This is a genomic window from Nitrospira sp. BLG_2, assembly GCF_049222245.1.
Genome location: NZ_JBLYIG010000276.1, coordinates 1 through 6,599, shown reverse-complemented (window position 1 = coordinate 6,599; position 6,599 = coordinate 1). Strand labels below are relative to the sequence as shown.

Here is a 6,599-nt window from a genome sequence, read left to right as displayed (position 1 = left end):
GTGCCGACAATGTCGAGGCTGAATCGCTTCGCCAAATAGGGCCAAGCCGGATGGTGGGCGATGAAACGCCGGTCGGAGAGTCGCTGAGTGCGCGAGGACAGTTCGTTTTGCAATTGACCTAGCCGTTGAAGGTAGGCCGCTTGGTTTGTTCGAAATTCAGCCGTATGACCGGGATCGACGTCGATGAGGGCTTCGGTGATGTGGCCCAGCATGATGGCGACATTCTCAGGGTCCAGCCAGATATGGGGATTGCCGGCTTTTCCTTCGTGATGTGTCGCTTCATGGGCATCAGCATCGTCGCCTATCACCTCGACTCCTTGGGAAGTCGTGATCACCCGTAACGATCGGCCTCCCGCGTTCTTCACCAGCGAAGAAACCCACACCTCAAGCCCCAGTCCGATCTCCACCAAGAGCCTGGCCTTCCGGACTGCGATCAGGTCGGTGGGCTTGGGTGAATAAGTGTGCTCGTTTTCGTAGCCGCTCAACAACGAGGTGACTCGTACATGGGGGCCGCCGACCTGTTCCGTCAAGTCCTTCAGGACGGGAATTGTTGCCACGACTGGAATCGGGTCGCGAGCCTCCGTAATGGCGCCAAAGGAGGGTAAGATGCCGGCCAGCACGGCCAGTAGAGAAAAGACGGGCAACTTCCGCACGTAAGTGACCGGAAACATCGGCGGGGACGGTACCATCCGCGTCTTACGGTGTCAACGACACCATGAAGACGTTCCCACTTCAATAGGCCCTGTCCATTCGCTCCTTGACCATGCACAAAAGTTCGATTAGCGTAGCACACCACTCGGCATTCGTGCGGATGGTGAAAGGAAGGCGGAGATGAATGTTGTCGGATTGATGTCAGGAACTTCGGCGGACGGAGTCGACGCGGCGCTGGTCACCATTGTCCGTCGAAAAGCCGGTCTCCACGTCGAAATGGCGGCGTTCCATTCACTTCCTTATCCTCGTTCGTTGCAGCAACGAATTCTCTCGGCATCGGTTTCCGGAACGGTGGCGGATATCTGCCACCTGAACGCGCTGTTGGGCGAATGGTTCGCGGACGCCGCCTTGGGAGTCATTCGGTCGGCTCAGTTGTCCCCTGAGAACGTGGATCTGATCGGATCTCACGGCCAAACGGTGCACCATCTGCCGTATGGCGTCAGAGATACACGTGTCGGCGCCATACGTTCTACATTGCAAATCGCTGAGCCGGCCGTGATTGCCGAGCGCACCGGGATTACTACCGTGGCCGATTTTCGTCCGCGCGACATTGCGGCCGGTGGACAAGGCGCGCCGCTTACGCCGGGAGTCCATGCGCTGCTGTTTCGACATGTACGCCGCGCCAGACTCATCGTGAATCTCGGCGGTATCAGCAACGTCACCTATCTTCCCCGCGGATCAGGCTCTGAGGACCTTGTCGCATTCGACACGGGGCCGGCAAATATGGTGCTTGATGGGATCATGTCCCGCGCCACGAATGGCCGGGCTTCGATGGACCGCGAGGGACGTTTGGCCGTCAAAGGCCGGGTCGATTCAAGATTACTCGCCAAACTTCTCGCGCATCCGTATCTTTCTCAGGCGCCTCCAAAATCGACGGGGCGTGAGACGTTCGGCGCGAAGATGCTGGATGAATTACTCAGCTGGCCGCAAACACGGCGGTTATCGGTCGAAGATCTTCTGGCAACCTGTAGCCGCTGGACTGCCGAAGCGGTCGGTACGGCAAGGCGGTGGATCAAAGAGGGAATCGATGACGTGATCGTGGGTGGAGGCGGCGTCAGGAACCGAGCGATCATGGGATCGTTAACGGAGATCTTTGCTCCCGTGCCGGTCACGCCATTTGAGTCCCACGGTTGGGACAGTAAGGCGCTGGAATCGGTGGCGTTTGCCGTCCTGGCGTATCAGACGGTGATGGAACAGTGCGGGAACGTCCCATCGGTGACGGGAGCGGCATCTCCAAGGCTATTGGGGTGCATCGTTCCAAGCGGCCCCCGATGGTATGAGCGGCTGCGACCGTGCAAAGGCAGAAGCAAAAAAAAATGAGACTTCTTCTGGTCGGTGCAGTCATCGCAGTGATCGTCATACTTTGGCGCTATGTGCGGAGGACACGTCGAAGAAAGAAGCAGGCATCGCCGTTCGCCATTCCGTCAGGCGTTTCCATCGGCTCTATCCCATTGCTCGAAAAAGATGAGATCGCGTTGTTTAGCCTCCTGCAAATGGCCGTCCAAGAACGCTATCTCGTGTTTAGTCAGGTGCCGTTATGGTCCTTCGTCGAGATCGAAGCGGAAGCAAAGGTGCGTGCCGAGATTTTGCGCCGGATCGCGCTCAAACGGGTCGATTTTGTCTTGGTCCATCCCGGGTCGTGCCGCGTCGAGCAGGTCGTGCAGATCGAACACGAATCTTCGCAGCCTCATCAGGCAGAACGGCAGTACATCATCGAGTCGGTGCTCGTCGCGGCGGGAATCAAGCTGACGAAGTTGCCGCTAAATAAAAGCTATTCGCTGCCCGATCTCACCGCTCGGCTGGGATTAGCCGAAGAGGAATAACGGCGAAGGCAGTTTGGCAGGTGGGGCACCAGGACGGCAGTAGGATTTTGATAAAGATAGTAATAGGATCGTCACGCATCCCTTGTCGTTCACCAGGAACACTTGGTGCCCTCCAGCCTCACCCCGATTGGTGCGCAAGTGCTTGGCTGGGCCACATCCTCGTGCCCTATTGTCGCCACCATCCTAATATACCTCCGCTACCCCAACTCTTCAGGTGGGTAATCTAATTCACCGTTCGCAGCTATCTCATGCTGTGCCCCTTACTGCTCACGAAGATGTGTGAACGATGAATTCAATTCTAGAGTGATGATGTGAGGAATCCCAGTGTGAGATGGGCTCTCGTGGCAATAGAACAGCGATGCACATGAAAGCCCGATTGATGACTACCAATGCTCAAAACTTAGCGGAGGCGCTCAGAACATTCAGCCGAATTTCATCGACAACGAATACTGGATCGAGACTATCCGGCTCTTTCCGATGTTGAAGGATAAGAGTAGCCTTTGTTCGAAACCAGACTTTCCCACATTCCGGCCTTCGAGCTGCGCAGTATTCCTCAGCTGTCCAATTCGCAAGTTTGAACGCTTCGTAACCCTCTTGATCGGCAAGTTTTATGCTCTCTGATAAAAATCGAAGAGGAGAAATGAGCCTGTCATCCCATATAACAAGCTCAAACTGACCAGGTACAGTTTGTTGGGCTATCTTAGTACCTGGTTCGGGTTTGATGTATTCTCCGAATATATTCTTATGTCTAGATACGGGGATAGGAGCAGAGCCGTACCTATTCACCGATGATCGCCAACGGTGGAATCCATCGTTTCCATTCTGAAGCAATGCTTTCTGTGAGACATTTTTCGAATACTCAACCATTCCGCTATTCTTTTCTATACGGTTCTGCAAAAGCGTATCTACATCCAGGACACGATCATCGTTGCGTTCAATCGAGGACGGTAGCTCATGCAACATTCTCATCACAATTCCGGCACCCGGCTCAAAAATAGGATATGGTCCATACTTCCCTGAAAACGGGTCTACACGTATGAGATTCCAATCATCCTTGTGCAGAGCAATGAAATATTGAGCCCCTTTAGATTTTGCCAATTCTGCGGCTCGATAGAGCGTATATTACTGAGCAATCTTAATCCACTTCACATCCTCGACGTCTGCCCAATATTTTGCAGGATTCCCTAATTGCCCCTGAAATGTGACCAGATAGGTTCTTTCATCGATTTGATGATCGGAATACCCCTGGCGTGCGCTACCCAAACTACTTTTGGCAATTGGTCGATAGTGAAGCTTGGCGGAAAACGTACACCCGCTCAGAGTAATTGAAATGCATGCCACAGAGAGCAGAAGGATTACGTTCTTTAGGTAACTGGCCTCACAAGGCCTTCGGCTCCTCCTTCTGTATTTATTCGCGCGTCGTTCCCCGGTTAACAGATTACTCAACACTCTCCACACGAGATTACCGTTATTCGTCCGAGCCATACCTTCCATTAATCTTTTGATGGGAATGGGTTGATAGCGCCCTCTCATTTCGTACCTCTCATTTACGGGGTCTATCACAGCCTGGTTAGATGGGTGGGTCGGCAAGGGTGTTAGTGGTCACCACGCCATTGCCCGTAGAGAGAGCCAATCCTCTTTCATCAAAACAGAATGTCTCCTACGGCGATTGATTCGCCGAGTCTTCTGGATTTGGGATCGCCTCCACGGCTTTGCGAGCGACTTCTGCTTCCGGGCTATCCGGGTATTGATCCACAACACGGTCGAACATCAGTCGTGCCTTTTCGTGATCACCCAGTTTCGTGTACGTCTGGCCGAGCTTCAGCGTGGAAGCCGCCAATTTAGGGCTCAGCGGGTAATTGGACACAACTTCATAGAAGGACTTGAGCGCGTCTCGATATCGCCGCATACGATATTGGCATTCACCGATCCAATATTGCGCATTGGCCGCTAAGGCGGATTGGCTATGCAGCTCGATGAAGAGCCGGAACCCTGCCATAGCCGCCTCATAGTCTCGGTGCTTAAATTCATCCATGACGCGATCGTATAATCGGCGGGTTGTATCCTGTCGTTGCGTGGGGGCGGCCAAGGCATGGCCAATCGAGAAGAAAATAAATAGAAGCATGAACATTCCGATACATTTGCGGAGCATAACGAGCCTCCTTCTCAAGTGGCAGCCGAGGTACTTACGCAATCGGTATGCCAGAGTTCCGATCATTCATGAACAAGAAACCCTGCAAAAACAGAATTTTGCTCAATGACAGATGTCGTCGGTTTGCATATTTTGAAGAGGCGTGTAGATGAGGACACAGGTTTGTACAAAGTGGTTCGAATCCATTAATCTGCGAATCCAACAATAACCTTCTCGCGAGGAGAATATCGTGAGTGAAGAGGCCGTTCCGGCCAACCCCTTGGGCGGAAGAACATTGGTTGTCGACCGAGCCGATCGGCACAGTTATCCGACACCAAGTGCAGCGCTGAAGGATGCCGGTGAATCGGACCAAGTCTATGTCCGTCCCGGGATCTATGAGGATAAGCTGGTCGTCACTCAACGGCCTGTGCGGCTTGTCGGTGCCGGACGAGATAGGGTCCAGGTCTTCTGCCGTCGTGGCGGACCGCTCTATCTGCAAGAAGTACCGGAGGGATGGATTACCGGCATCACGTTCCGCTATGTCGGCAGCGATCAACATTCGGCTCTCAACATACTCAACTCCACGTGCATCATCACGCAGTGCCGAGCGATGGAAGGAATCTTGTCGGGAGTCGTGTTGTATGGGCCGGAATGTCGTGTCGCATTCACCGACAACGAAGTGTGTCGTAATCGGGAGTCGGGCATCTTCGTGTTTGCCGGGGCTCAACCGCGGGTGGCCGATAATCGTTGCGTTGAGAATCACCATTTCGGCATCGCCGTCCGGGATCCGGGCAGTCGCCCGGAACTGGTGCGGAATCTGTGTGAAGAAAACATGCTGAGCGGCATTCTACTGTTCCAGCACGCCGAAGGGTTGATTATCGATAACGTCTGTCGCAACAATCAGCACTGGGGTGTCCTCATGACACCCGATTCGCATCCCAACCCGGAGCCATCGGCGCTTCCTGCGATGAATCGACTCGAACCGAATCCTATCGGTCCGTACTCGATCTCCGATCAACCGCTTGCTCAGATCGGTCGATGAGAACGGCCTGATGTCGCCGGAGGTGGATGATCGTTAACTCAGGCAGGTGGAAGACGGGGAATCATCGGGAATGTGAAACTGAAATGAGCTGCCCCCTCGCTGTTTGGCCCGATACATTGCGGCATCGGCATGCCTCAAGAGCTCATCGACTTCATGATCATCGGTCGGGTAGACGGTAATACCGATACTGACTCCGATCAACGGCCTATGCTCTCCAAGGTGGAATGGCTCGGCCAATGACGTGGTGATCCGTTGCGCGACAAGCGTGATATCTTCTTCGCACGTCAGGCCTTCAAGGATAATCGTGAACTCATCTCCTCCCATGCGGGCGACCGTGTCCACTTCGCGCACACACTCCTGAAGTCGTTCAGCGACGGCCTTCAAAAGTTGGTCGCCGACATCGTGACCCATGGTATCGTTCACCGGCTTGAATTGATCCAAGTCGAGCAGCATGAGACCAAGGGGCAGTTGAAGCCGTTTACTCCGCGCCATGGCTTGGATAAGGCGATCACGAAACAAGGTGCGGTTCACAAGGCCCGTCAGCTGATCGTATTGGGCCAGGTAGGTCAGCCGCTCTTCGGCCCGTTTGCGTTCTATGGCATAGCGGATTGAGCGGGCCAATAGCTCCGATGGACCCTCTCCCTTGACGAGATAGTCCTGTGCTCCGTTCTGGACAGCCTGTAGCGCGAGCGTCTGGTCACTGAGCCCGCTGAGCACGATGATGGCAACCGTCGGATTCGCGGCTTGCATTTGACGCACGGTCGAAAGTCCATAACCGTCCGGGAGTGAGAGATCCAAGAGGACGGCATCAAAACGTGCGCGGGCCAGGCGTGCAAAGGCATCGCTCAAGCGAGTCACATGGGTGACATCGAATTCTTCCGCGCCCCATTCC

At 54.3% G+C, this 6,599-nt stretch carries 7 protein-coding genes; 3 read left to right on the top strand and 4 right to left on the bottom strand.

What is annotated here, in order from left to right:
- Positions 1-671, bottom strand: a 671-nt coding sequence (locus tag ACOSYY_RS07620) for a metal ABC transporter substrate-binding protein (protein ID WP_421661668.1), incomplete at its 3' end; no start/stop codon positions are given.
- 160 nt (positions 672-831) lie between these two features.
- Here ACOSYY_RS07620 and ACOSYY_RS07615 point away from each other — a divergent pair.
- Together ACOSYY_RS07615 and ACOSYY_RS07610 are read left to right on the top strand one after the other, a co-directional pair.
- Entirely contained in the window at positions 832-2,031 is a 1,200-nt protein-coding gene (locus ACOSYY_RS07615; RefSeq protein ID WP_421661667.1) for an anhydro-N-acetylmuramic acid kinase, read from the top strand.
- The gene (locus ACOSYY_RS07610) at positions 2,028-2,534 is read left to right on the top strand and encodes a DUF2726 domain-containing protein (protein ID WP_421661666.1); all 507 of its coding nucleotides are present in this window, start codon (positions 2,028-2,030) and stop codon (positions 2,532-2,534) included. Before ACOSYY_RS07615 ends, ACOSYY_RS07610 begins: the two co-directional genes overlap by 4 nt.
- 393 nt (positions 2,535-2,927) lie before the next feature.
- Here ACOSYY_RS07610 and ACOSYY_RS07605 read toward each other — a convergent pair whose 3' ends face one another.
- Both ACOSYY_RS07605 and ybgF read right to left on the bottom strand, forming a co-directional pair.
- Positions 2,928-3,632 carry a hypothetical protein gene (locus ACOSYY_RS07605; RefSeq protein WP_421661665.1) on the bottom strand — a complete coding sequence of 235 codons (705 nt, stop codon included), beginning with the start codon at positions 3,630-3,632 and terminating at the stop codon, positions 2,928-2,930.
- A gap of 562 nt (positions 3,633-4,194) precedes the next feature.
- Positions 4,195-4,686 (bottom strand): tol-pal system protein YbgF, encoded by a 492-nt coding sequence (ybgF, locus tag ACOSYY_RS07600; RefSeq protein WP_421661664.1) that lies wholly within the window; start codon positions 4,684-4,686, stop codon positions 4,195-4,197.
- Positions 4,687-4,915: 229 nt separating this feature from the next.
- On the opposite strand from ybgF, the gene ACOSYY_RS07595 reads away from it, so the two are divergent.
- Complete coding sequence (locus ACOSYY_RS07595) at positions 4,916-5,707, top strand: right-handed parallel beta-helix repeat-containing protein (protein ID WP_421661663.1); 792 nt, start codon at positions 4,916-4,918, stop codon at positions 5,705-5,707.
- A 33-nt stretch (positions 5,708-5,740) separates the two neighbouring features.
- On the opposite strand, the gene ACOSYY_RS07590 is transcribed toward ACOSYY_RS07595, so the two are convergent.
- A partial coding sequence (locus ACOSYY_RS07590) for a two-component system response regulator (protein WP_421661662.1) occupies positions 5,741-6,599 on the bottom strand: 859 nt, incomplete at its 5' end.

Excerpts from the sequence above, each read along its gene's own strand:
- ACOSYY_RS07615 (WP_421661667.1), top strand. The coding sequence starts at position 832 with ATGAATGTTGTCGGATTGATGTCAGGAACTTCGGCGGACGGAGTCGAC.
- ybgF (WP_421661664.1), bottom strand. The coding sequence starts at position 4,686 with ATGCTCCGCAAATGTATCGGAATGTTCATGCTTCTATTTATTTTCTTC.
- ACOSYY_RS07610 (WP_421661666.1), top strand. The coding sequence starts at position 2,028 with ATGAGACTTCTTCTGGTCGGTGCAGTCATCGCAGTGATCGTCATACTT.